The following is a 23,489-nucleotide window of genomic DNA, read 5'->3' as shown; positions in this document are numbered from 1 at the left end:
CCGGACATGACGCGCTATCTTGCTGCGGGTGATCCAGGCCTTCGGACTGACCAGCGATTCCCGTAAGGGCCTTCCGCCCTCCGTCGAGGACGTCTCCTTCGAAGCGCACGCGGGCCGTGTCACCGCGCTTCTCGGAACGGCGGGCTCGGGCAAGACGACGACGCTCAGGCTCATGCTCGAGCTCCAACAGGGCTGCGGCATCACCTACTTCAGGGGTCACCCCCTGCACCGCATCGCTCATCCCTCGCGCGAGGTCGGCGTTCTCCTGGGCGGCGTCCCAGGACACCCCGCACGCACGGTCCGTGGCCATCTGCGCATGCTCTGTGCCGCGGCCGGTCTTCCGGCACGGCGCGCCGATCAAGTCCTCGAGGCCGTTGGGCTCGTCAGCTTCCGAGAGGAGCGCCTGGGCACTCTGTCCCAGGGAGTGGACCGTCGGCTGGGCCTGGCCTGTGTCCTGCTGGGCGACCCGCACACGCTGGTGCTCGACGCCCCTGCCGACGGACTGTCCGCGCGGGAAAGCCGTTGGCTGCACGACGTGCTGCGGGCGCACGCGAACCAGGGCGGTACGGTCCTGTTCACCACGGCCGACCCCAAGGAGGCGGCCCGCGCCGCCGACCGTGTCGTCACGCTCGAACGTGGCAGGCTCGTCGCGGATCAGGAGGCCGCGGACTTCGCCCGCCATCGGCTGCGTCCCCGAGTCGCCGTGCGCAGTCCGCACGCCTCCCGCCTCGGAGCCCTCCTGGCCAAGGAGGCCCGTACTGCCCGCCGCTCCATCGAGGTCGCACGCGAGAGTGGCAACCGTCTGTTCGTCTACGGCAGTACGTGCGCCGATGTTGGCGAGGCCGCGTTCCGTCACGGCATCCTCATCCACCAACTCGCCGATGAAGTAGGTGACATGGGCGCCGGTGCCGGTTCAACGCCTTCGGCCGCGGATGCGGCCGAGGTGCCCCGGGCCGAGGCCGCGGTGACGACGACCCCCGACGGGCGACAGCCGTCCGCTGTCGTACCGGCCGCGGGGAAGAGGCAGCCGTCCGCGGCCGCTCTCGCGGCGAGCGCAGCAGCCGTCCCGCGCTCCGAGGGCGCACGGCTCGCGGGGGGTGAAGAGAGCGCGTACGTCCCTTCGGCCGGAGACGGCGGCTCCGTCAGCCCGAGCTTGGCGGAACCGACCGTCACCACGTACTCCGGGGAGCCGTCCGTCGGCGCGCGCGAGACACCGTCGGTCACTCCCCGTCCCGGCAATGCGTCAGGCACCGCACATGGTCTCGGCGTACCCCCGGAGCCGCGGGCGAAGGTTGCTTCCCCCGCGGCTCACACGGGAAGCCGAGTTCCGGCGGCCGGTCTCGGCGAAGGGGCGTCCGTCGCTCGTCCCGACGGCCCGGATCTCACGACCGGTTCCGATGGCCCGGAGATCACCACTCACCCCGACGACCCGGTCGCCCTCACCGGTGCCAGTGCCTTGCGGTCCACCACCCAGCCCGGCGGTGCGGCCCACACCAATGGTTCCCAGCCGCCGGGACCGGCCGCCGGCCCCGAGGACAGGACCCCTGCCGCCGCTTCCCTGTCCCCCGACTCCACTGCCAGCTTCGGAACCTGCGACTCGACCGGCGGCTCCGAGGCCCTCGGCCCCGCCACCGCCCTCGAACCCCGCGACTCGACCGCCGACTCCGAGGCCAGGGCCGCCTCGGCCACGATCACCGCCACCGTCACCGCCCCCGGCGCCGCCCGCACCTCCTCACCCTCCCGGGAACCGTTCGCACCTGCGGAAGCCCAGCACGGAGCCGCCGCGACAACCCCGCGCCCCGACCAACCCCCCGCCGAGCAGCGGGCGGCCACGCACCCCGCAGCCGACCACTCCGCGACCGAGCAGCCTGCGAACGGCCACCCCGCGGCCGCGCACCCCGCGGCTGACCACTTCGCGAACGGGCACCCCGCGAACGGACATCCAGCGGCCGCGCACCACGCGACCGGGCAGCCTGCGGCCGGCCACCCCGCGAACGCGCACCCCGCGCCCGGACACCCCGCACCCGCGCAGCCCTCAATCCCGACCCCGCGCCCTGCCGAGGCCGCTGCACTCGATGCCTCGTCCGCTCTCCCGCCCCCGATCTCCGTGCGCCCTGGCCCCAGCCCCCTGCGCCCCCTGCGGTACGAACTGCGTCGGGCCGCCGGTGTCCGCACCGGCTTCCTCGTCGGTGCCGCCGTCCTCGTCTGCTCCGCCGTCACGGCCCTGGTCATGGGGCGGATGGGCCACGCCCCCCCGCCCCGGCTGCTGGCGGCATGGCCGGAGCAACTGCCCCTGCCGCCGGCGGCGCTCGGCGCCGGGCTGCTCGGCGCGCTCGCCTTCGGCGACGAGTTCCGCCACCCCGCGCTGGCGGCGGACCGGGGCACCGTCCCGCGCCGGCTCGGGCTGCTCACCGCGAAGCTGATCGTGGCCACCGCGACCGCGCTGCTGCTCGCCTTCCTCACGGTCGGCTGCAACGCCGAAGTGCTCTATGCCGTGTACGGGCAGGAACTCACCCAGGTTCCCGGCGACTGGCTCTCGCTGAGCCTGAGTTGGATCAGCCTCGTGGTGGGATGCGCCTGGGCCGGCGTGCTGGCCGGAGGGGTGTTCCGGTCCACCACGGGAGGGCTCGCGGCCGTACTCTCCGTACCGGTGCTCGTCGTGCCCCTGGTGCAGTGGGCGATGGGCGGGAAGGCGTGGAACGCCGCCGGTCTGCCCGCCCGGCTGCGCCGGCTCTTCCTGCTCCAGTGGCCCTTCGGCGGTGACCGCTACCTGGCCGCCGCGGCGCGGCTGATCGCCCAACCCGTGGGCGGCGCCCTGACGTTGACGCTCGTCGCGCTGCTGTGCGCGTACCTGCTGACAGCCCTGCGGAGCCGGACCCGATGACAGGGGTTCGCTCCCTTTCGGTCGGGCTCTGCACGCAACTTCCCAGGGAGAGCCCATTTCTTTCCGATAAGGCGTCAATTGAGGCGAAGTGAGCGATCACCCTTTCGTGTGCTTTTCACCAAAGACCTCAAGGGAGTTGGAGACGGCGCCGACAAAGGATCCGTGAGTACCCTTGCGCACACCATGATGACCGCCGCCCGCTCCACAGACTCTGGTCTCGCCGGCCCGGGCGGACTCGACCGTTACCCCTACTCCGAGGCACCCGCTCCCGACCGCGTCGCAAGCCCCGCCTGGGAGGGCGCCGACCCGGAACTGGGGCGTGTGGGCCGGCGCACCGCGGGCAGCCGCGGCCGCGGACTGCACGGCCAACTCGTCCAGCAGCTGGGTCAGATGATCGTCTCCGGGGACCTGGGCGCCGACCGTCCGCTGGTGCCCGAGGAGATCGGCCAGCGCTTCGAGGTCTCCCGTACCGTCGTCCGCGAGTCGCTCCGGGTCCTGGAGGCCAAGGGCCTGGTCAGCGCCCGCCCGAACGTCGGCACGCGGGTGCGCCCGGTCAGCGACTGGAATCTCCTCGACCCGGACATCATCGAGTGGCGGGCCTTCGGGCCGCAGCGCGACGACCAGCGCCGCGAGCTCAGCGAACTGCGCTGGACGATCGAGCCGCTCGCCGCGCGCCTCGCCGCCGGGCACGGGCGCGAGGACATCCAGCAGCGCCTGTCCGACATGGTCGAGATCATGGGGCACGCCCTGGGGCAGGGCGACGCGCTCACCTTCTCCCGCGCGGACTCCGAGTTCCATTCGCTACTCATCCAGATCGCGGGCAACCGGATGCTGGAGCACCTCTCCGGGATCGTCTCGGCCGCCCTCCAGGTGTCCGGCGGCCCCGTCACGGGATGCGACCGGCCGAACGAGGCCTCCCTGGCGCAGCACGCCCGGATCGTCGACGCGGTCGCGGGCGGCGACGGCACCGCGGCGGAAGGAGCCATGCGCCAACTGCTCACGGTGCACCCGGAGGTCGAGCGGGTGGTCCCCGCGCCGCGCGAGCACTGAGCCGCTCGAGCGTCGGTCCCTGCGTGGGCCGTACGGCTGGGGCCCTGCCGTCCTCCGGTGGGGTCCCGTGAGGGGCGGTTCGCCGGCCGACCGCGGACCCCTCAGCGAGCCGGCGGGGCCACAAGGGACCGGGGCGAGCCGCCGGTGGGGTCGTGTCCCTGGCGACCACCCCACTCCATCTGCCCACGTCTGGCCGTTTTTACGCACTTACGGGGTGTGACTGGGGCCACGCAGATTGGGCGTAACACTCCTGGGTACAACGCGATGACCTAAGAGGTGACAGCCGCGGAGGGAATACGGACGCCGTACACGGCGCTGTGCAACTTCCCGGCCCCCACCCGCGCCGTCGGCCCAATCCCCAGGCCGGTGGTCGGCTCCTGTCCGCGATGGACGGGGCCGGAAGCCGTTTTCCAACGTTCCGAGAGGTTGTTCGTGTCGGCCAGCACATCCCGTACGCTCCCGCCGGAGATCGCCGAGTCCGTCTCTGTCATGGCGCTCATTGAGCGGGGAAAGGCTGAGGGGCAGATCGCCGGCGACGATGTGCGTCGGGCCTTCGAAGCTGACCAGATTCCGGCCACTCAGTGGAAGAACGTACTGCGCAGCCTCAACCAGATCCTCGAGGAAGAGGGTGTGACGCTGATGGTCAGTGCCGCGGAGCCCAACAAGCGCACCCGAAAGAGCGTCGCAGCGAAGAGTCCGGCCAAGCGCACCGCCACCAAGACGGTCGCGGCCAAGACGGTGACCACCAGGAAGGCCACCGCCACCGCCGCTCCGGCGGCGCCCGCCGCCGGCGCGTCCGTCGAGGAAGAGGCCGCCGCGAAGAAGGCCGCTGCCAAGAAGACGAGCGCCGCCAAGAAGACGACGGCCAAGAAGACGACGGCCGCCAAGAAGACGGCGGCCAAGAAGACCACCGCCGCCAAGAAGGACGACGTCGAGCTCATCGAGGACGAGGCGCTCGAGGAGGCCAAGGGCGCGGCGGAGGAGCCCGAGGGCGCCGAGAGCGCCGGCTTCGTGCTCTCCGACGAGGACGAGGACGACGCGCCCGCCCAGCAGGTCGCCGCGGCCGGCGCCACCGCCGACCCGGTGAAGGACTACCTCAAGCAGATCGGCAAGGTCCCCCTGCTCAACGCCGAGCAGGAGGTGGAGCTCGCCAAGCGCATCGAGGCGGGCCTCTTCGCCGAGGACAAGCTGGCGAACTCCGACAAGCTCGCCCCCAAGCTCAAGCGCGAGCTGGAGATCATCGCCGAGGACGGCCGCCGCGCCAAGAACCACCTCCTGGAGGCCAACCTCCGTCTGGTGGTCTCCCTGGCCAAGCGCTACACCGGCCGCGGCATGCTCTTCCTGGACCTCATCCAGGAGGGCAACCTCGGTCTGATCCGCGCGGTGGAGAAGTTCGACTACACCAAGGGCTACAAGTTCTCCACGTACGCCACCTGGTGGATCCGTCAGGCGATCACCCGCGCGATGGCCGACCAGGCCCGCACCATCCGTATCCCGGTGCACATGGTCGAGGTCATCAACAAGCTCGCGCGCGTGCAGCGCCAGATGCTCCAGGACCTGGGCCGCGAGCCCACCCCGGAGGAGCTGGCCAAGGAGCTCGACATGACCCCGGAGAAGGTCATCGAGGTCCAGAAGTACGGCCGCGAGCCCATCTCGCTGCACACCCCGCTGGGCGAGGACGGCGACAGCGAGTTCGGTGACCTCATCGAGGACTCCGAGGCTGTCGTCCCGGCCGACGCGGTCAGCTTCACGCTGCTCCAGGAGCAGTTGCACTCGGTCCTCGACACCCTGTCCGAGCGTGAGGCGGGCGTCGTCTCCATGCGCTTCGGTCTCACCGACGGTCAGCCGAAGACCCTCGACGAGATCGGCAAGGTCTACGGCGTCACGCGTGAGCGGATCCGTCAGATCGAGTCCAAGACCATGTCGAAGCTGCGCCACCCGTCGCGTTCGCAGGTGCTGCGCGACTACCTCGACTAGTCCGGGCGTATGACACCGAGGGCCCGGCCCCCCTGTGGGGGGCCGGGCCCTCGTGCTGCGCGTCGCGCCACTGTGCATGACTCTGGGTGTTCCGTGATCGCCTGAGAGTGAGGAGCATCCATGCGACGCCGTATTGCCCGTGCCCTGATCGGGCCGCTGGTCCTGGCGGCCGCCGGAGGCGCGATACCGCTGGCCGCGGCGGCGCCCGTCGCCGCCGACAGCATTGTCGTCGGCGGTTTCCCCGTCGATGTCTCGCAGAGCCCGTGGACCGTGGCGCTCTCCAGTCGTGCCCGGTTCGGAGGCACCCGTGCGGGGCAGTTCTGCGGGGGCGTGGCCATCGGCCGCACCGCGGTGCTCACGGCGGCCCACTGTCTGTCCAGTGAGGCCGTGGGCGCGCCACCGACGCCGGATCTGAAGGTGATCACGGGACGTACTGATCTGCTCTCCGATCAGGGCAAGGAGGTCTCCGTGCGCGGCACCTGGGTCAATCCGCGCTACGACTCCACCACCAATGCAGGTGACTTCGCCGTGCTCACTCTCGCCGAGCCCTTGCCGCAGAGTGCGGTCATCCCCATGGCGGGAGCGGGCGACCCGGCGTACTCGCCGGGCACGAGCGCCACGGTCTACGGATGGGGGGACACCGCGGGTACCGCCGCCTATGCCCACAGCCTGTATGCCGCTTCTCTCCACGTCCTGCCCGACGCCCAGTGCAAGAAGGCCTATCCGGGCAGCAGCGAGGGCAAATACCTGCCTCAGAGCATGCTGTGCGCGGGGGAGACCGCCGGGGGCCCGGACGCGTGCCAGGGGGACAGCGGGGGCCCGCTGGTCGCACAGGGCCGGCTGATCGGGCTTGTGTCGTGGGGCAGCGGTTGCGGGCGTGCCGGGAGCCCCGGCGTCTACACGCGTGTGTCCGAGGTGGTCCGGGCGCTGAGCCGGGCCGGTTCGAAGGCGCCCCACCTGTCGTCCGGCAAGTCCTGACCGGCGTCGCGGGTCACGAGGACGGGCGGTCGCTCCTGGGTGTCAGGAGCGACCGCCCGTTCGCCGGCCTGCGCCGGAGGCTCGTCGGGCGGGATGTCAGCGCTCTTCTTCGGAGGCGTTCGCCGGAACGGAGGTCAGGCGCTCGGTCTCGTCCTGTATCTCGGCGGCGATCTTCTTGAGTTCTGGCTCGAACTTGCGCCCGTGGTGGGCGCAGAAGAGCAGTTCTCCGCCGCTGAGCAAGACGACGCGCAGGTATGCCTGGGCGCCGCAGCGGTCGCAGCGATCAGCGGCCGTCAGTGGGCTCGCGGGGGTCAGAACAGTAGTCACGTCGCCTCTTCTCTAGCTCGACGAGCTGTCGTACCAGGGTCAACATCCAACCAGCCCCAAACGTTCCCGATCGTGGCTTTTCCTCGAAGATTCTTCTTCGGGGCGGTCGGCTGCTGCCGGTTTGGCGGCGAATGTGCCGTATTGCGTGTCTATGTGTCGTACGGGTTCGCGCTGTCGGTCATGGTCGGTCCTCCCCGGCCGGGTTGCCGGTTGTTTGATGAGGACGTGCCCGGAGCCTAAATGGTTCATGCCTCGAAGGGAACGTGATATGTGCTTCACTCGGCTGAAGGATCGAACGCGTATGCGACTCTCTACTAGTCTGTGTTTCTGACGAGGGTTGCGTTACAAGGGCTCTACCAGGCCTCGGTACTCTCTGAGCGGCTACCCGAGCCGTGCCCTTACCCATCAGGGCCCCATCTGAAATTCAGCGAGGAGCGAACCGCGTGACCGCCGAGACGTCCGTGCCGTCCACAGCGCTGCTGGCAGGAGCAGACCGCGACGGTTCCAACTACACCGCTCGGCACCTGCTCGTCCTCGAGGGACTCGAAGCCGTGCGCAAGCGCCCCGGCATGTACATCGGGTCGACCGACAGCCGCGGTCTGATGCACTGCCTGTGGGAGATCATCGACAACTCCGTCGACGAGGCCCTCGGCGGCTACTGCGACCACATCGAGGTCGTCCTGCACGACGACGGCTCGGTGGAGGTGCGGGACAACGGCCGCGGCATCCCGGTCGACGTCGAGCCCAAGACGGGCCTGTCCGGCGTCGAGGTCGTGATGACCAAGCTGCACGCGGGCGGCAAGTTCGGCGGCGGCTCCTATGCCGCCTCCGGCGGTCTGCACGGCGTCGGCGCCTCCGTGGTCAACGCCCTGTCCGCCCGGCTGGACGTGGAGGTGGACCGCGGCGGCCACAGTCACGCCATCAGCTTCCGGCGCGGTGTGCCCGGCGCGTTCACGGCGGGCGGACCCGACGCCAGGTTCGAGGCCGGGAGCGGGCTGCGCAAGGCCAGGAAGATCCCCAAGTCCCGCAGCGGCACCCGTGTGCGCTACTGGGCCGACCGCCAGATCTTCCTCAAGGACGCGAAGCTGTCCCTGGAGAACCTGCACCAGCGCGCCCGCCAGACGGCGTTCCTGGTGCCCGGACTGACCATCGTCGTCCGTGACGAGTACGGCCTCGGCGACGGCGGCAGCAAGGGTGAGGAGTCCTTCCGCTACGACGGCGGCATCAGCGAGTTCTGCGAGTACCTGGCGAGCGACAGGGCGGTCTGCGACGTCCTCCGCTTCACCGGGCACGGGACCTTCAAGGAGACGGTCCCGGTCCTCGACGACCACGGCCAGATGACGCCCACCGAGGTCACCCGCGAGCTCGGCGTCGACGTCGCCATGCGCTGGGGGACCGGCTACGACACGACGCTGCGGTCCTTCGTCAACATCATCGCCACCCCCAAGGGCGGCACGCACGTGGCCGGCTTCGAGCAGGCCGTCGCCAAGACCATGAACGAGGTGCTGCGCGCCAAGAAGATGCTGCGCGTCGCCGAGGACGACATCGTCAAGGACGACGCCCTGGAGGGCCTCACCGCGGTCGTCACGGTCCGCCTGGCCGAGCCCCAGTTCGAGGGCCAGACCAAGGAGGTCCTCGGCACCTCGGCGGCCCGCCGCATCGTGAACACCGTCATCACCAAGGAGCTCAAGGCGTTCCTGACCTCCACCAAGCGCGACGCCGCGCAACAGGCGCGCGTGGTGCTGGAGAAGGCCGTCGCCGCGGCCCGCACGCGGATCGCCGCCCGCCAGCACAAGGACGCGCAGCGCCGGAAGACGGCCCTGGAGTCCTCCTCGCTGCCGGCCAAGCTCGCCGACTGCCGCAGTGACGACGTCGACCGCAGCGAACTGTTCATCGTCGAGGGCGACTCCGCGCTCGGTACCGCGAAGCTGGCGCGGAACTCCGAGTTCCAGGCGCTGCTGCCGATCCGCGGCAAGATCCTCAACGTGCAGAAGTCGTCCGTCACGGACATGCTGAAGAACGCCGAGTGCGGCGCGATCATCCAGGTGATAGGAGCCGGTTCGGGCCGTACCTTCGACCTGGACACGGCTCGCTACGGCAAGATCATCATGATGACCGACGCCGACGTGGACGGCTCCCACATCCGGACCCTGCTGCTGACGCTGTTCCACCGTTACATGCGTCCCATGGTGGAGGCAGGCCGGGTGTTCGCCGCCGTGCCGCCGCTGCACCGCATCGAGCTGATCCAGCCGAAGAAGGGCCAGGACAAGTACGTCTACACCTACTCGGACCGCGAACTGCGCGACAAGCTGCTCGAGTTCGAGAGCAAGGGCGTGCGGTACAAGGACTCGATCCAGCGCTACAAGGGCCTCGGTGAGATGGACGCCGACCAGCTCGCTGAGACCACCATGGATCCGCGCCACCGCACCCTGCGCCGGATCAACCTCTCCGACCTGGAGGCCGCCGAGCAGGTCTTCGACCTCCTGATGGGCAACGACGTGGCACCCCGCAAGGAGTTCATCGCCAGCTCGGCCGCGACCCTGGACCGCTCGCGCATCGACGCCTAGGGCACCGGTCCCTTCCGGCGCGGGTCTTCCCTTCTGGGGGAGGCCCGCGCCGACTTGTCGGTGCCGGCGCGGCCACCGAAGGGGATGAGTCACCTGATGGGGTGAAGAGCGGGGAGAAGAGAAGTCAGGGAACTTCCGGTTCTGTCCATCCTTGGGCATGCAGTCAAGCAACGACCGCTTCCGTGCCGGCGGTGACGGTCCCGGGAACGGACCCGGGACCGACGGAGGCCACGACCCGGAGCCCGAGGACATCAGGTACCGCGACCCCTGGTACGACGCGCTGGCCTCCGGCTGGGGTGACGACAACGGCACGGGAGCTCCCACCACACGGCTACCGGCGGCTCGCCGGGAGGAGCGGACCGAGCCGGGCGCCGGTACGGCGGCCGAGGCGTACCTCGAGGTGCAGCGCAGCGCGGCGTTCCAGGAAGTGCGCAGCCGCTACCGGCGGTTCGTGATGCCGGCGGTCGCCCTCTTCCTCGTCTGGTACGTGAGCTACGTCGTGACCGCCACGACCGCGTCGGGGTTCATGGCGCGGCCGGTGGCCGGCGCGGTGAACGTGGGGATGCTGGCGGGCCTCGGGCAGTTCCTCAGCACCTTCCTGCTCGCCTGGGCCTACGCCCGGCACGCACGGCTGCGCAGGGACCGGGCGGCGCTCGAACTGCGCTGGGAAACCCAGGAGCTGACGCGCGGCGCGCGCGGTGGTGCGTCGTGACGGGCAACCACCAGACGCTGGCACTCGTGCTGTTCAGCGTGTTCGTGGCGGTCACCCTGGGGATCACCACCTGGGTGAGCCGCAACCGGCACGGATCGGCGGAGGAGTTCTACGCGGGCGGGCGGCTGTTCTCACCCATGGAGAACGGTTTTGCCGTCGCGGGCGACTACGCGTCGGCCGCCTCCTTCCTCGGAGTCCCCGGGCTGATCGCCCTGTTCGGCTACGACGGGGTGCTGTACGTGGTGGGCTTCCTCGTGGCCTGGCTGGTCGTGCTCTTCCTCGTCGCCGAACTGGTCCGCAACTGCGGGCGGTTCACGCTCGCGGACGTGGTCGCGGCGCGGATGAGCGAGCGGCCGGCGCGGATCGCGGCGGGAACCTCCTCGGTCACCGTGTCCGTTCTGTATCTGGTGGCGCAGATGGTGGGCGCGGGCAGCCTGGTGGCGCTGCTCCTGGGCCGGACCGGCGCAGGGGTGCAGGCCTGGACCGTCATCGGCGTCGGCGCGCTGATGGTGATCTACGTGTCGTTGGGAGGGATGCGGGCCACCACCTGGATCCAGATCGTCAAGGCGGTCCTGATGCTGGGCGGCACCGTCGTGCTGACCGTGCTCGTCCTGGTCAGGTTCCACGGCGACATCGACCGGCTGCTGCTCACCGCGGCCGAGCGCAGCGGCCACGGGGACGCCTTCCTGGTGCCCGGACTGAAGTACGGCGGGGACCTGACCGCGCGCCTGGACTTCATCAGTCTCGGACTGGCGCTGGTGCTCGGCACGGCGGGGCTGCCGCACATCCTGTCCCGTTTCTACACCGTGCCGACGGCGCGAGCCGCCCGGCGCTCGGTGATCTGGTCCATCGGGCTGATCGGCGGCTTCTACCTGATGGCGATCGTCCTCGGCTTCGGTGCGGCCGCGATCGTGGGACCGGACGCCCTGCGCGGGTCCAACGCGGCCGGGAACACGGCGGTCCCGCTGCTGGCTCTCGACCTCGGCGGCGGCGCCGACTCCACGGCGGGGACGGTCCTGTTCGCGGTGGTGGCCGCGATCGCCTTCGCCACGATCCTCGCGGTGGTCGCCGGGATCACGCTCGCCTCCTCGGCGTCGGTGGCCCACGACCTGTACGCGTCGCTGCGGCGCCGCGGTGCCCGGCAGCGCGGCGAGGTGGCCGTGGCGCGCGTCGCCGCGGTCGGTATCGGCGTGGTCGCGATCGCCCTCGGCCTGCTCGCCCGCAACCTCAACGTGGCCTTCCTGGTGGGCCTCGCGTTCGCCGTCGCCGCCTCGGCGAACCTGCCGGTACTGCTCTACTCCCTGTTCTGGCGCGGCTTCACGACCCGCGGCGCGGTGTGGGCCGTGTACGGCGGGCTGATTCCCGCGCTCGGGCTCGTCGTGCTCTCCCCGGTGGTCTCCGGCAGCCCCGATGCGCTGTTCCCGGGCGTCGACTTCCAGCTCTTCCCGCTGGAGAACCCCGGCATCGTCTCCGTCCCGCTGGGATTCCTCGCCGGCTGGCTGGGCACCGTCACCTCCACCGAGGCGCCGGACGAGGCCAAGCACGCCGAGACGGAGGTGCGGTCGCTGACGGGCGCGGGGGCCGTGTAGCGACGCACGGCGGCGTACTGCCGTGCGGCCCGGGGCCGGGCTAGGTCCTGTCGTCACATTCCCGTCGTCGCCCGAAGGGCGGCTCCGCGGCGTCTGGTGCGTGCTCTCGGCGTGCCGGGCGGAAGTCCTCGTACTGGACGTACTTGGGCTTTCGCCCGGTGTGGCGAGAGTGCGTGCCAGGCGTCGCTGGGCAGGCGGGAATGTGACGACAGGGCCTAGGGCGCCACCCAGGCGTAGCGGTGCTCCGGCCGCCCCGTGTCGCCGTACTTCAGGGACAGGCGCAGGCGTCCGGCCTGTTCCAGGTGGCGCAGGTAGCGCTGGGCGGTTGAGCGGCTCAGGCCGGTGCGGGCGGCCACCTCGTGGGCGGACAAGGGTTGGTCGGCGTGGTGCAGCACACCGCAGATGAGGTCCGTCGTCGGTTCCGAGTGGCCGCTGGGCAGCCCCGGGGACGGGGGCGCGGGCGCGGTGCGCAGGGCGCCGAAGATCCGGTCCACCTGCTCCTGCCCGGTGACGCCGTGTCCGCCGACGCGGTCGACGGTGCGGCGCAGGGCGGCGTAGGACTCCAGACGGGTCCGCAGCGCGGCGAAGGTGAACGGTTTGACCAGGTAGTGCAGCGCGCCCAGGCGCATCGCCTGCTGGACGGTCGCCACGTCCCCGGCTGCCGTGATCATGATGACGTCGGTGCCGATGCCCTGTTCCCGCATGCGGTGGACGAGTTCCAGACCCGTACGGTCGGGCAGGTAGTGATCGAGCAGGACCAGGGCGATGCCTCCGCGCTGCACGGTGGTCAGGGCCTGTGCGGCACTGTGCGCGCGGGCGGTGACCCGGAAGCCTGGAACCTTTCCCACGTACTTGGCGTTTATCTCAGCGACACGGTAGTCGTCGTCGACCACCAGGACGTCAATCATCGGGCCTCTTTCTCTCAAGGCCATAGGGGCTTTGAGCCGTTGTTCGGCTCCGTTGTTGTAGCGCGCGCAAAACGAGCACAACAGGTGCTTGCGAGCAAAAGAACGGGTTGCGCTCAGAAGACTGCTGCTGTGGCCGGGGCCACATCTACCGTCCCGGGTCATGAGCGCAGACACCAGCCCCGCCATCGAGTTGCGGGGCGCGAGCAAGACGTTCAGGACCCCGTCAGGGGGCCTGCACACAGCCGTGAGGGACCTCGACCTCACCGTGCGGCGCGGCGAGTTCGTGGCCGTGGTCGGCCCCACCGGCTGCGGCAAGTCGACCACCCTGACCCTGGTCAGCGGGCTGGAGGAGCCCACCGAGGGTGACGTGCTGGTGGCCGGCGAGCCGGTGAACGGCGTCGGCGGCAAGGTCGGCTTCGTCTTCCAGCAGGACGCCACCTTCCCCTGGCGCTCGGTGCTGTCCAACGTGATGGCCGGGCCGCGATTCCGCGGCGTGCCGAAGGCCGAGGCGAAGGAGAAGGCCCGCGCCTGGCTGGCCAGGGTCGGACTCGCCGCCTTCGAGGACCGCTACCCGCACCAGCTCTCCGGCGGCCAGCGCAAGCGTGTCGCCCTCGCCTCCACCTTCGTCAACGACCCCGAGATCCTGCTGATGGACGAGCCCTTCTCGGCGCTCGACGTGCAGACCCGGGCGCTGATGTCGGACGAGCTCCTGGAGCTGTGGGAGGGCACGGGCGCCTCGGTCGTCTTCGTCACCCACGACCTGGAGGAGGCCATCGCCCTGGCCGACAAGGTCGTCGTCATGACCGCCGGCCCCGCGACCGTGAAGCAGGTCTTCGACATCGGCCTGCCGCGGCCGCGCAAGGTCGAGCAGGTGCGCCTGCAGCCGGAGTTCATCGACATCTACCGCGAGATCTGGGAGTCGCTCGGCGAAGAGGTCCGCATCACCCGTGAAAGAGGTGCCGCCCATGTCGCCTGAGGTTCTCAGCACTCCGGTCGCCGAAACGGTCAAGACCCCGGACCGCGCGCACTCCAGGGCTCGCGCCGCCCGCAAACGCAAGGTGGCCGTCGGCTCCGCCCGCGCCCTGGTGCTGGTGGCCGTGCTCGGCCTGTGGGAGGCGCTCTCCCGGGCCCAGGTCATCGATCCGTTCAACTTCTCGATGCCCTCGAAGATCTGGGACCAGATCTGGACCTGGACCATGCACGGCACCGCGCAGGGCTCGCTGGGTGAGCAGATCTGGTACACGCTCTACGAGGCCCTGATCGGCTGGGTGTTCGGCGTGGTGGTCGGTGTGGTCCTCGGTATCGCGCTCGGCCGCATCACCTTCCTCGCCGATGTCCTCGGCCCCTACATCAAGGTGCTCAACTCCCTCCCGAGGATCGTCCTGGCCCCGATCTTCGTGATCTGGTTCGGGCTCGGACCGCTCTCCAAGATCGCCTCGGCCGTGGTGCTCGTGTTCTTCCCGGTGTTCTTCAACGCCTTCCAGGGCGCCCGGGAGGTCGACCGCAACCTGGTGGCCAACGCGAGGATCCTCGGCGCGAGCGACCGAAGGGTTACCTTCCAGGTGGTCATCCCGTCCGCGACCTCGTGGATCTTCACCAGCCTGCACGTCAGCTTCGGCTTCGCCCTCATCGGCGCCATCGTCGGCGAGTACATCGGCGCCACCAAGGGCATCGGCCTGCTTGTCGCGGCGTCCCAGGGCACCTTCAACGCGGCCGGTGTGTACGCCGCGATGGTCATCCTCGCCGCGGTCGCGCTCGTCGCCGAAGGACTGCTCACCTTCGCCGAGCGCCGCATCTTCCGCTGGAAGCCAGCGGGATCCGGGGACTGACGGCCCACAGCCGTACCGGCTCTGCTCCCAGCTTCTTCTTCTCCCCGTACCGCTCTCTCACAAGGACGTGAACCCTCATGCGCAAGACCGCCAGATTCGCGGCGTCGGCCGCCGCCGGCCTGCTCGCCCTGTCCTCCCTCACCGCCTGCGCGAACGACGCGGCAAGCTCCACCTCCGACTCGGGCAGGAGCAAGGGCAAGGGCGAGCACGTCAAGATCATGGTGGGCGGCCTGGACAAGGTCATCTACCTGCCCGCGATGCTCACCCAGCGCCTCGGCTACTTCGCCGACGAGGGCCTGGACGTCGAGCTGCTGAGCGAGCCCGCCGGCGTCCAGGCCGAGACCGCCCTCGTCTCCGGCCAGGTCCAGGGCGCCGTCGGCTTCTACGACCACACCCTGGACCTTCAGACCAAGGGCAAGTACGTCGAGTCCGTCGTGCAGTTCTCGCACGCGCCCGGCGAGGTGGAGGTCGTCTCCAACAAGGCGGAGGGCAAGATCACTTCGCCGAAGGACTTCAAGGGCAAGAAGCTCGGCGTCACCGGCCTCGGCTCCTCGACCGACTTCCTCACCAAGTACCTGGCGGTCAAGAACGGTGTGAAGATCAGCGAGTTCAGCCCGGTCGCCGTAGGTGCGGGGCCGACCTTCATCGCCGCGCTCGAGAAAGGCTCCATCGACGCCGGTATGACGACCGATCCGACCGTCGCGACGATCCTGGACAAGAAGGCGGGCAAGGTCCTCGTCGACATGCGGACGCCCGAGGGTTCGCAGGAGGCGCTCGGCGGCCCGTACCCGTCGTCCAGCCTGTACATGCAGACGGACTGGGTCAACAGCCACAAGGAGACCACCCAGAAGCTGGCCAACGCGTTCGTCAAGACGCTCAAGTGGATGTCCACCCACAGCGCCGACGAGATCGCCGCCAAGATGCCCGCCGACTACTCCCAGGGCAACCAGGCGCTCTACGCGGAGGCGATCAAGAGCACGCTGCCGATGTTCACCACCGACGGCGTCATGCCTCAGAACGGTCCGGAGACCGTGGAGACGGTGCTCAAGGCGTTCAACCCCAACATCCAGAACGCCGACGTGGACCTGAGCAAGACGTTCACCACCGAGTTCGTTGAGAAGGCCGCGGGCTGACATCCGTATGCAAGGGGGGCACGGCCTCTTCCCCTCCCCCCGAGCCGTGGCCTCAGTCGCGGGCCGCCCACACGTAACGGTGTTCCGGGCGGCCCGCGCCGCCGTACTTCAGCGTCAGCCGGGCCCGTCCGGTGCGCTCCAGGAACTTCAGGCAGCGCTGGGCGGTCTGCCGGCTCACCCCGGTCCGCTCGGCGACCTCCTGGGCCGACAGCGGCCCGTCGGCCCGTATCAGGGTCCGGCGGACGAGTTCGGTGGTGGCGGGGGAGTGCCCCTTGGGCAGCGCGGGTTCCGGCGCCGCCGACAGCGCCCCGAAGAGCCGGTCGACCGCGGCCTGTTCGGCCTCGCCGCCACCGTCCAGGACACGGCGCAGCGCCGCGTACGCCTCCAGCCTGGACCGCAGCCCGGCGAAGGTGAACGGCTTGATCAGGTACTGCAGCGCACCGTGCCGCATCGCCGCCTGCACGGTCGACACGTCCCGGGCCGCCGTCACCATGATCACGTCGGTCCGCAGGCCGCGACCGCGCATCTCCCGTACGACCGACAGGCCCGTGTCGTCGGGCAGGTAGTGGTCCATGAGGACCAGGTCGAGGCGCGGCAGCGTCTCGAGCCGGCGCAGTGCGTCGGCCGCGCTGTGCGCCTCACCGGCGACGTGGAAGCCCGGCACCTTCTCCACATACGCGGCGTTGACCTGCGCGACCCGGAGGTCGTCGTCCACGATCAGGACTTCGATCACCGCTCCCCCTCGTCCTCTCCGGTCCCGGCGGCGGTCCCGGCGGCGGGACCGAGGGCGGGTTCCAGCGCCGGCTCCGGTTCGGTGAGCGCCTCGGGCAGTACGACCGTGAACTCCGCGCCGCCGCCGTGCGCCTCGCCCACCGCGACGGTTCCGCCCTGCCGCTCGGCGAGCCTGCGCACCAGGGACAGACCGATACCGCGCCTGCCGTGCGCAGGCGGCTGCTTGGTGGACCACCCCTCCGTGAAGATCAGGTCGCGCCGGCCCGCCGGGACCCCGGGCCCGGTGTCGCGTACCCGGAGGACGGCGGTACGTGCCTCCGCGCGCAGTTCGACCTCCACGCGCGCGTGGGGGGTCGCAGCGACGGCGTCGAGCGCGTTGTCGACCAGGTTGCCGACGATCGTCACCAGCCCCCTGGGGTCGACGACCCGGTCCGGCAGGTGCGTGCGGTCCGACAGCCACAGCGCGACCCCGCGCTCGGCCGCGACGGTCGCCTTGCCGACCAGCAGGGCGGCGAGCAGCGGGTCCTGGATCTTCTCGGTGACCTGCTCGGCGGTGGCCCGGTGGTCGCCGACCACCTCTCCGACGAACTCCACGGCGTCGTCGTACATCTCCAGCTCCAGCAGCCCGAGCAGCGTGTGCATGCGGTTGGCGTGCTCGTGGTCCTGGGCGCGCAGGGCGTCGATCAGGCCGCGTGTCGAGTCCAGTTCCCGGCCCAGCTCCTCCAGTTCGGTGCGGTCGCGCAGGGTGGCGACGGCACCCCCGTCGTCGGTCGGCATCCGGTTGGCGACCAGGACACGCTGCCCGCGCACGGTGAGCAGGTCCGTGCCCGTCACCCGCCCGGCCAGGACGTCGGTCGTACGGCCCTCCCCGAGCGCCTCGTCGAGCGACCGGCCGACCGCCTCGTCGCCGAGGCCGAGCAGCCGCTGTGCCTCGTCGTTGAGCAGCCGGATCCGCCCGGCGCGGTCCAGGGCCACGACCCCCTCCCGGATGCCGTGCAGCATGGCCTCGCGCTCGGCGAGCAGGGCCGCGATGTCCGAGAAGGCCAGGTCCCTCGTCTGCCGCTGGACCCGCCGGGAGATCAGCCACGCGGCCAGCGCGCCCGCGGCCAGGGCGCCGCCGGCGTAGGCGAACAGACCCGGGATGGCGTCGATGAGCTTGGCCCGCACGCTGTCGTAGGCGATGCCGACCGACACCGCCCCCACGATGCGGTGGTCGGCGTTGTACAGAGGCACCTTGCCGCGCGCCGAGCGCCCCAGCGTGCCGGTGTCGATCTCCATGACCTTCCGGCCGGCCAGGGCCGTCTTGGGAGACGTCGACACGTGCTGGCCGACCTCCTCCGGATCCGTGTGCGACCAGCGCGTGCCCCGCTTGTCCATCACCACGACGTACTCGGCGCCGGTCGCCTTCCGGATCCGCTCCGCCTCCCGCTGCACGGGACCGTCGACGCTCGGGGCGGTGTGCTGGAGGTCCCGTGCGATCTGCCGGTTCTCGGCGGTGGTCTCGGCGATGGCGAGCGCCCGGCGCATCGCCTGCTCGTCCAGTTGGTGGCCCAGCGGCGCGAGGAACAGGCCGGTCGCGAGCACGGCGACTCCCGCGGCGATCGCCAGCTGCATCAACAACACCTGCGAGAAGACGCGTCGCGGCAGGCCCAGCCGCCGGCGGCGCGCGGGAGGAGAGACGCTCATGACCATGACAGTACGTCGGGGCGCGGGTGCTGCTCCCGCGGTGTGGCGCGGATCTCCCGCCGTGCGCCTCAGTGGCCGGCTCCGGGACGGTGAGCCGTCGGCCCCCGGACGGTGAGCCGTCGGCCCCCGGACGGTGAGCCGTCGGCCCCCGGACGGTCAGCCGTCAGCCGTCAGCCGTCAGCCGTCAGCCGTCAGCCGTCAGCCGTCAGCCGTCAGCCGGCGAGTCGATCGGTCGCCAGTTCGCGGACGGCGACCACCTCCATGCGCGTCGGCCCGCCCAGCAGCGACGCACCGCAGCTCTCCGGGTGGGGCGGCAGAGCGGCCCCCTGGTTCACGGTCACGTGCCAGCGGCGTTCGTCGGCATGGGCGACGGTGACCTCCCAGCACGGCGCCGGGCCGTCGGTGGGCACGTCGTCGGTGCGCACGACGCTCAGCGCGTCCGCCCGGTACTCGCCCGCCGTCTCCCTCACCGCCAGTTCCGCGGCCTGTCCCGGCCGTTCCCAGGCCGTGCGGCCCCGGCAGCCGTCGAGGACCACCCGGCCCTCGCCCACACCGTGCAGGACCTCCTTGACGGCGTGGGCCTCGGCCCGGCCGTAGGCGTATCCGAACGGCAGCACGAGCAGCGTCGGCGAGAAGCGGTGGCCGCCCAGGTGCGTGACCTCCCAGACGCCCTGAACCCCGGAGGCGGCGAGTTCGGCCGCGAGGGGGCGGCCGAGCAGGGCGCAGCACTGGTCCCGCTTGCCGTTGGTGCACACCAGCGCGAGTGGATCGCCGGTGTGGGGCCCGCCCTGGAGCGCGGCGTCGAAGGTGTGGTGGTCACCCCTGCCCAGGGCGGCGAAGTCGAGATCCAGCAGGTGCTCCGGGTCGGCGGTCATGGCGCTGCGCAGCCATACGTTTCCCGGGACAGTGTGTGCCGCGTACACATGCCGTACGGACTGGGTGCGGCTGTCGGCGTGCCGCCCCGGACGGCGGATGAGCGCGATCCGGACGCCGGTGCCCCGCGCCGCGCGCTCCAGCGCACGTCCGAGCGCGGGGTCCAGGTGGCTCGAAGTGAGTGCCTTGGCACCCCAGGGACCGGGCTGTTCAAGGAGCAGCCATGTCGTCGCCGTGGCCGCGGTGGCGGCCATCGGCTCGTCGAGCTGCCGGGAGGCGGTCGAGCACGTACTCACACAGGTGAGCCTAACCTGACTCGCGCCGAATCCACTTCAAGCCGCCGGAGTGATCTCCTCCGGAAGTCGCCGCAACGGCGGTTCCGGCAGCCGTGATGCGCACGGCTCGTATCCTTGGTCGGCATTCCATCCTCGTACGTGCGCCGGGTCCTGAGCCGGTGCACGCGTCGGCATGAGAGAGGTCGCACGGTGAGTCAGCCGAGCCGGAACCCGAGTCCGATTCGCAGCGCGGCGCAGATCCCGGTCGTGGTGCTTGCCGGATTCCTCGGCTCGGGGAAGACCACGCTCCTCAACCATCTGCTGCACCGCGGCGGCGGCAGCCGCATCGGCGCGATCGTCAACGACTTCGGGGCCGTCGAGATCGACGCCATGGCGGTCGCGGGAGCCCTCGGGGACTCCACCGTCTCCCTCGGCAACGGGTGCCTGTGCTGCGCGGTCGACGCCAGTGAACTCGACGTGTACCTCGACCGGTTGACGAGCCCGGCCGCCGGTATCGACGTCGTCGTCATCGAGGCCAGCGGACTCGCCGAGCCCCAGGAACTCGTCCGCATGGTGCTGGCGAGCGAGAACCCCAGGGTCGTCTACGGCGGGCTCGTCGAGGTCGTCGACGCCGCCGAGTTCGGCGACACCCGCGTGAGGCATCCCGAGATCGACCGGCATCTGGCGCTCGCCGACCTCGTCGTGGTCAACAAGACCGACCGGGCCGCCGACGGCGAGAAGGTGCTCGGACTCGTACGGTCCCTGGTCGACGGGGCCGCCGTCGTCCCGGCCTCGTACGGCAGGGTGGACCCCGAGTTCCTCTTCGACTGCCGGCCGAGCGAGGAGCGGGTCGGGCAGCTCTCCTTCGACGACCTGCACATGCCCGACGCGGAGGACGCCCACGACCACCACGCCGGGCATCTGCACGCCGGCTACGACAGCCTCTCCTTCGTCTCCGACGTGCCGCTCGACCCCCGCCGGCTGATGCGGTTCCTGGACAGCCGCCCCGACGGGCTCTACCGGATCAAGGGATACGTCGGCTTCGGCCCGTACGATGCGCGCAACCGCTACGCCGTGCACGCCGTCGGGCGCTTCCTGCGCTTCTACCCCGAGCCCTGGCCGGACGGCGAGCCCCGCCTCACCCAGCTCGTACTCATCGGTTCCGGCATCGACGCGGACGCCCTCGCCAAGGAACTGGAGGCGTGCAAGCAGGACGCCCCGCACGCCGACGAGCACGGCATGTGGGGCGTCCTGCGCTACGTACGGGACCCCGAGGGGCACGACCCCGAGAACCCGGGCCTCCCGGGCCCGGATCCTGCGGACCTGAGCCTGGCGGACCCGGGACCGGACCCCACGGAACTGTCGGCCTAGACGGGCCCGGCGACCACCGCCACCGTCTTCGGCAGCGACACGCCCGAGCCGTCGCGGCGCGGGTCGACCTCCGGGAGTTCGGCCGGGCTGCCGTTCTTCTGGGCGGCCAGGACCGGGGTGGGACCCGCCCAGGCGAAGGCCAGGCAGTCCTCGCCCTTCAGGAACCGCTGGCAGCGCACGCCGCCGGTGGCGCGGCCCTTGCGCGGGTACTGGTCGAACGGCGTGACCTTGCCCGTCGTCTGCACGGAGTCGTCCAGCGTGCCGCGCGAGCCGGCCACGGTGAAGACGATCGCGTCCGCGGCCGGATCGACGGCCGTGAACGAGATGACCTTGGCGCCCTCGGTGAGCTTGACGCCGGCCATGCCGCCGGCCGCGCGGCCCTGCGGGCGGACCTGGGAGGCCTGGTAGCGCAGGAGCTGGGCGTCGTCCGTGATGAAGACCAGGTCCTCCTCACCGGTGCGCAGCTCGACCGCGCCCACGATCCGGTCACCCTCCTTGAGCGTGATGACCTCCAACTCCTCCTTGTTGGAGGGGTAGTCGGGGACGACCCGCTTGACGACACCCTGTTCGGTGCCGAGCGCCAGGCCCGGCGACGACTCGTCCAGCGTGGTCAGGCAGACCACGGTCTCGTCGTCCTCCAGGGTGACGAACTCCGCCAGCGGCGCGCCGCCGGCGAGGTTCGGCGCCGACGTCGTCTCCGGCAACTGCGGCAGGTCGACGACGTTCACGCGGAGCAGGCGGCCTCCCGACGTCACCACGCCCACCTCGCCCCGGGCGGTCGCCGGGACCGCCGAGACGATCACGTCGTGCTTCTGCCGCTTGCCGTCCCCGCGCGCGAACGGGTCGCCGTTCGCCGTGCGGGCCATCAGGCCGGTCGAGGACAGCAGGACGCGGCACGGGTCGTCCGCCACCTGCAACGGCACCACGGCGGCCGGGGAGCCGCTCGCCTCCAGCAGCATCGTGCGCCGCGGGGTGCCGAACTTCTTGGCGACCGCGGCCAGTTCGGCCGAGACCAGCTTGCGCAGCTCCGCGTCGGACTCCAGGATCCGGGTCAGTTCCTCGATCTCCGCGACGAGCTTGTCCTTCTCCGCCTCCAGCTCGATGCGGTCGTACTTGGTCAGACGGCGCAGCGGGGTGTCCAGGATGTACTGGGTCTGGACCTCGCTCAGCGAGAAGCGCCGCATCAGGCGCTCCTTGGCCTGCGCGGAGTTCTCGCTGGAGCGGATCAGACGGATGACCTCGTCGATGTCCACCAGCGCGGTGAGCAGGCCCTCCACCAGGTGCAGCCGGTCGCGCCGCTTGCGCCGGCGGTACTCGCTGCGGCGCCGTACGACCTCGAAGCGGTGGTCGAGGTAGACCTCCAGCAGCTCCTTCAGGCCGAGCGTGAGCGGCTGGCCGTCGACCAGGGCGACGTTGTTGATGCCGAAGGACTCCTCCATCGGCGTCAGCTTGTAGAGCTGCTCCAGGACGGCCTCCGGCACGAAGCCGTTCTTGATCTCGATGACCAGGCGCAGTCCGTGCTCGCGGTCGGTGAGGTCCTTGACGTCGGCGATCCCCTGGACCTTCTTCGAACCGACCAGGTCCTTGATCTTGGCGATCACCTTCTCCGGGCCCACGGAGAAGGGCAGCTCGGTGACGACCAGCCCCTTGCGGCGCGCCGTGACGGTCTCCACCGAGACCGTCGCGCGGATCTTGAAGGTGCCGCGGCCGGTCTCGTAGGCGTCCCTGATCCCGGACAGGCCGACGATCCGGCCGCCGGTGGGCAGGTCCGGGCCCGGGACGTGCCGCATCAGGGCGTCCAGGTCGGCGTTGGGGTGGCGGATCAGGTGGCGGGCGGCCGCGATGACCTCGTTGAGGTTGTGCGGGGGCATGTTCGTGGCCATGCCGACGGCGATGCCCGAGGAGCCGTTCACCAGCAGGTTCGGGAAGGCGGCCGGCAGGGCCACCGGCTCCTGCTCCTGGCCGTCGTAGTTGGGGGCGAAGTCGACGGTGTCCTCGTCGATGGACTCCGTCATCAGACCCGTGGCCTCGGCCATCCGGCACTCGGTGTACCGCATGGCGGCCGGCGGGTCGTCGTTGCCCAGGGAGCCGAAGTTGCCGTGGCCGTCGACGAGCGGGACACGCATCGAGAAGGGCTGGGTCAGGCGCACCAGGGCGTCGTAGATCGACGCGTCGCCGTGCGGGTGCAGCTTGCCCATGACCTCGCCGACGACGCGCGCGCACTTCACGTAGCCGCGGTCGGGGCGGATCCCCATCTCGTTCATCTGGTAGACGATGCGGCGGTGCACCGGCTTGAGTCCGTCCCGGGCGTCCGGCAGGGCGCGGGAGTAGATGACCGAGTACGCGTACTCGAGGAAGGAGCCCTGCATCTCGTCGACGACGTCGATGTCGAGGATCCTCTCCTCGTACGCGTCGTCGGGCGGCGGGGTCTTCGTGCTGCGGCGGGCCATCGCTGCCGGCTCCTTGCTGAAGCGTGACGGGATCTGACGCGGACCATTGTGGACCGCGCGACCGACAACGCGGACCACGCCCCGTCCCCACAGGGCCGTTCCGTGATCCAGTCCCGCCTCCGGGGCGCCTCCCGCCGTCGGCTGCCGC

General features: G+C 70.8%; 17 protein-coding genes. 11 read left to right on the top strand and 6 right to left on the bottom strand.

Annotation, left to right across the window (positions count from 1 at the left end):
* Positions 1-28: 28 nt before the first annotated feature.
* From ACIQFZ_RS20970 to ACIQFZ_RS20955, 4 genes are all read left to right on the top strand, one after another.
* Complete coding sequence (locus tag ACIQFZ_RS20970) at positions 29-2,884, top strand: ATP-binding cassette domain-containing protein (protein ID WP_402691863.1); 2,856 nt, start codon at positions 29-31, stop codon at positions 2,882-2,884.
* Between the two features lie 162 nt (positions 2,885-3,046).
* Positions 3,047-3,934: a FadR/GntR family transcriptional regulator gene (locus ACIQFZ_RS20965; RefSeq protein ID WP_376652896.1), complete on the top strand. Its 888-nt coding sequence runs from the start codon at positions 3,047-3,049 to the stop codon at positions 3,932-3,934.
* A gap of 432 nt (positions 3,935-4,366) precedes the next feature.
* Entirely contained in the window at positions 4,367-5,911 is a 1,545-nt protein-coding gene (locus ACIQFZ_RS20960; protein ID WP_383058988.1) for an RNA polymerase sigma factor, read from the top strand.
* Positions 5,912-6,031: 120 nt separating this feature from the next.
* Positions 6,032-6,889: a serine protease gene (locus tag ACIQFZ_RS20955; protein WP_365433357.1), complete on the top strand. Its 858-nt coding sequence runs from the start codon at positions 6,032-6,034 to the stop codon at positions 6,887-6,889.
* 96 nt (positions 6,890-6,985) lie between these two features.
* Here ACIQFZ_RS20955 and ACIQFZ_RS20950 read toward each other — a convergent pair whose 3' ends face one another.
* Positions 6,986-7,216 carry a hypothetical protein gene (locus ACIQFZ_RS20950; RefSeq protein WP_141357618.1) on the bottom strand — a complete coding sequence of 77 codons (231 nt, stop codon included), beginning with the start codon at positions 7,214-7,216 and terminating at the stop codon, positions 6,986-6,988.
* 443 nt (positions 7,217-7,659) lie between these two features.
* Between ACIQFZ_RS20950 and ACIQFZ_RS20945 the strand changes: the two genes are divergently transcribed.
* From ACIQFZ_RS20945 to ACIQFZ_RS20935, 3 genes are all read left to right on the top strand, one after another.
* Positions 7,660-9,783, top strand: a complete 2,124-nt coding sequence (locus ACIQFZ_RS20945) for a type IIA DNA topoisomerase subunit B (protein WP_402691862.1) — start codon at positions 7,660-7,662, stop codon at positions 9,781-9,783.
* A gap of 157 nt (positions 9,784-9,940) precedes the next feature.
* Positions 9,941-10,495 (top strand): DUF485 domain-containing protein, encoded by a 555-nt coding sequence (locus ACIQFZ_RS20940; protein ID WP_402691861.1) that lies wholly within the window; start codon positions 9,941-9,943, stop codon positions 10,493-10,495.
* Positions 10,492-12,084 carry a cation acetate symporter gene (locus ACIQFZ_RS20935; protein ID WP_365433348.1) on the top strand — a complete coding sequence of 531 codons (1,593 nt, stop codon included), beginning with the start codon at positions 10,492-10,494 and terminating at the stop codon, positions 12,082-12,084. Before ACIQFZ_RS20940 ends, ACIQFZ_RS20935 begins: the two co-directional genes overlap by 4 nt.
* A 215-nt stretch (positions 12,085-12,299) precedes the next feature.
* Here ACIQFZ_RS20935 and ACIQFZ_RS20930 read toward each other — a convergent pair whose 3' ends face one another.
* Complete coding sequence (locus ACIQFZ_RS20930; RefSeq protein ID WP_365435899.1) at positions 12,300-12,992, bottom strand: response regulator; 693 nt, start codon at positions 12,990-12,992, stop codon at positions 12,300-12,302.
* Positions 12,993-13,152: 160 nt separating this feature from the next.
* Between ACIQFZ_RS20930 and ACIQFZ_RS20925 the strand changes: the two genes are divergently transcribed.
* The 3 genes from ACIQFZ_RS20925 (at position 13,153) to ACIQFZ_RS20915 (ending at position 15,954) form a co-directional block, all read left to right on the top strand.
* Complete coding sequence (locus ACIQFZ_RS20925) at positions 13,153-13,968, top strand: ABC transporter ATP-binding protein (protein ID WP_365435896.1); 816 nt, start codon at positions 13,153-13,155, stop codon at positions 13,966-13,968.
* Positions 13,958-14,821: an ABC transporter permease gene (locus ACIQFZ_RS20920; protein WP_365435893.1), complete on the top strand. Its 864-nt coding sequence runs from the start codon at positions 13,958-13,960 to the stop codon at positions 14,819-14,821. Before ACIQFZ_RS20925 ends, ACIQFZ_RS20920 begins: the two co-directional genes overlap by 11 nt.
* A 77-nt stretch (positions 14,822-14,898) precedes the next feature.
* Positions 14,899-15,954, top strand: coding sequence for an ABC transporter substrate-binding protein (locus ACIQFZ_RS20915; RefSeq protein WP_365422727.1), 1,056 nt, complete (start codon positions 14,899-14,901; stop codon positions 15,952-15,954).
* A 52-nt stretch (positions 15,955-16,006) separates the two neighbouring features.
* On the opposite strand, the gene ACIQFZ_RS20910 is transcribed toward ACIQFZ_RS20915, so the two are convergent.
* The 3 genes from ACIQFZ_RS20910 to ACIQFZ_RS20900 all read right to left on the bottom strand — a co-directional run bounded on the left by ACIQFZ_RS20910 (position 16,007) and on the right by ACIQFZ_RS20900 (position 19,541).
* The gene (locus tag ACIQFZ_RS20910; protein WP_365422730.1) at positions 16,007-16,687 is read right to left on the bottom strand and encodes a response regulator; all 681 of its coding nucleotides are present in this window, start codon (positions 16,685-16,687) and stop codon (positions 16,007-16,009) included.
* On the bottom strand, positions 16,684-18,372 hold the full coding sequence (locus tag ACIQFZ_RS20905; protein WP_365422733.1) for a sensor histidine kinase: 1,689 nt from the start codon (positions 18,370-18,372) through the stop codon (positions 16,684-16,686). The genes ACIQFZ_RS20910 and ACIQFZ_RS20905 overlap by 4 nt, the downstream gene beginning before the upstream one ends.
* Before the next feature lie 212 nt (positions 18,373-18,584).
* Positions 18,585-19,541: a sucrase ferredoxin gene (locus ACIQFZ_RS20900; RefSeq protein ID WP_383058998.1), complete on the bottom strand. Its 957-nt coding sequence runs from the start codon at positions 19,539-19,541 to the stop codon at positions 18,585-18,587.
* Positions 19,542-19,730: 189 nt separating this feature from the next.
* Here ACIQFZ_RS20900 and ACIQFZ_RS20895 point away from each other — a divergent pair, with 189 nt between their 5' ends.
* Positions 19,731-20,891, top strand: coding sequence for a CobW family GTP-binding protein (locus ACIQFZ_RS20895; RefSeq protein WP_402691860.1), 1,161 nt, complete (start codon positions 19,731-19,733; stop codon positions 20,889-20,891).
* Here the strand turns inward: ACIQFZ_RS20895 and ACIQFZ_RS20890 are convergent.
* The gene (locus ACIQFZ_RS20890; RefSeq protein WP_365422742.1) at positions 20,888-23,341 is read right to left on the bottom strand and encodes a DNA topoisomerase IV subunit A; all 2,454 of its coding nucleotides are present in this window, start codon (positions 23,339-23,341) and stop codon (positions 20,888-20,890) included. The two genes, ACIQFZ_RS20895 and ACIQFZ_RS20890, sit on opposite strands and share 4 nt — an antisense overlap.
* Between the last annotated feature and the right edge of the window lie 148 nt (positions 23,342-23,489).

Origin of the sequence: Streptomyces sp. NPDC093064 (genome assembly GCF_044754605.1) — a bacterium.
In the GTDB taxonomy this organism is placed as follows: domain Bacteria; phylum Actinomycetota; class Actinomycetes; order Streptomycetales; family Streptomycetaceae; genus Streptomyces.
This window is presented reverse-complemented; position numbering and strand designations above follow the sequence as displayed.